We start from the raw sequence: 1,092 nt of genomic DNA on the forward strand, positions 1-1,092 counted from the left end.
ATTTACCAAATGGATCTGGCTTCGGTGTTGTATTATTTGATGGAGGCAATATAGGCATTTTGAAGCTAGGCTGGTCTCCTGTTAGTGTTTTCAAAAAGGCTACAATTTTAGAAGCTTCTTCTTTTGTAAATTCTTTGCCTAATTGAATGTTACCCATAATATTTACAGCTTCAGTTAAACTAGAGGCATTTCCATCATGAAAGTACGGATAAGTTAATTCTATATTTCTTAATGTAGGTACTTTAAATACAAATTTATCTGCTTCTTTTCCAGTAACCGAAAAACGACCCTTTGCATTATTTTCAGTTTTGTAAGGTTTGATAACTCCCATTTTTTGATAAGTACTTGCTCCAATAGCCACTCCATTGTGACAAGCTACGCAACCACTTGTTTTGAATAGTTCATATCCTGCCTTTTCTTGAAGAGTGATGGCTTCTTTTTTTCCTGCTAACCACTGATCAAAGCGTGAGTTTGGTGTTATTAATGTTTTTTCAAATTCTGCAATCGCCGTAGTAATTTTATCAATATCTACTTTACTTGAGCTAAATGCAAGCTTGAACTCTTCCACATAAGCTGGAATTGAAGAGATTACTTTTACTGCAAGATCATGATTAGATGCCATTTCTTTTGGGTTTCCAATCGGCCCTCCTGCTTGCTCCTTTAAGTCTTTTGCTCTCCCATCCCAAAACTGGGCTATGTTAAAAGTTGAATTTAAAACAGTAGGAGAGTTAATAGGACCTTGTTGCCAATTGTGCCCTATAGATGTTTTTAAATTGTCTGTTCCCCCCATGCTTAAATTGTGGCATGAGTTGCAAGATATAAATCCTGATTTTGATAACCGCGGGTCAAAATAAAGCTTCTTCCCTAGCTCAGACTGTAATTCATTAACTTCTGCCTTGGTTGGGATGGGTTGAATTGGCTCATTTGCTAAAAGACTTGCTGATGTAAAAAGACTCAATATCGTTAATATGCTTGCTATCTGTGGTTTCATTATCTATCTTTATTTAAATTTTTGAACGCTCATTATACTTGAATTCACATCATAAGTGCAACACTCAATTAGTCGATCAAAGGGTATATTAACCACTCTTT

At 35.5% G+C, this 1,092-nt stretch carries 1 protein-coding gene; it reads right to left on the bottom strand.

The window, feature by feature from the left end; translation table 11 throughout:
* Positions 1-979, bottom strand: a 979-nt coding sequence (locus BAZSYMA_RS02480; RefSeq protein ID WP_370460896.1) for a cytochrome-c peroxidase, incomplete at its 3' end; no start/stop codon positions are given.
* Between the last annotated feature and the right edge of the window lie 113 nt (positions 980-1,092).

Source organism: Bathymodiolus azoricus thioautotrophic gill symbiont (genome assembly GCF_001298715.1).
Taxonomy (GTDB): Bacteria; Pseudomonadota; Gammaproteobacteria; order PS1; family Pseudothioglobaceae; genus Thiodubiliella.